At 60.0% G+C, this 578-nt stretch carries 1 protein-coding gene; it reads left to right on the top strand.

All coding sequences use genetic code 11. The features are described 5' to 3' along the window. Positions 1-578, top strand: a 578-nt coding sequence (gene metK, locus EOA85_RS36790) for a methionine adenosyltransferase (RefSeq protein WP_127212839.1), incomplete at both ends; no start/stop codon positions are given.

Consider the following 578-nt stretch of genomic DNA (forward strand, 5'->3'; position numbering starts at 1 on the left):
ACGAAGGGCTCCGCCCGGTGGCGCTGGATACCATAGTCCTGTCGACGCAGCATGACGAGGCGGTCTCACAAGCCACGGTCCGCGAAGGCGTCATTGAGGAGATCATAAAACCGGTCCTGCCGACCCACCTGGATACTTCGGGGATCAGATTTCTGGTCAACCCAACAGGGCGGTTCGTGGTCGGTGGGCCTGCCGGCGACTGCGGCCTCACTGGACGGAAGATCATCGTCGATTCCTATGGTGGAACCGGGCGTCACGGCGGCGGTGCCTTTTCGGGCAAGGACCCATCCAAGGTTGACCGCTCGGCGGCCTATGCCGCCCGGTATGTCGCGAAGAACATCGTTGCCAGCGGCCTTGCGGAGGTCTGCGAGGTTCAGCTTGCCTACGCGATCGGCGTGGCCAGTCCGGTTTCTGTCATGGTCAATACCTTCGGAACCGCAAGGATCGAGGAAAAAAGGATCGAGCGCCTTGTTCTCGAGGTTTTCGATCTCCGACCGAAAGGCATCATCAAGATGCTTGATCTCTTACGCCCGATATACCGCAAGACGGCGACATACGGACACTTCGGGCGTGAAGAG

The sequence above is a fragment of the Mesorhizobium sp. M5C.F.Ca.IN.020.29.1.1 genome (genome assembly GCF_003997375.1).
Taxonomy (GTDB): Bacteria; Pseudomonadota; Alphaproteobacteria; order Rhizobiales; family Rhizobiaceae; genus Mesorhizobium; species Mesorhizobium wenxiniae.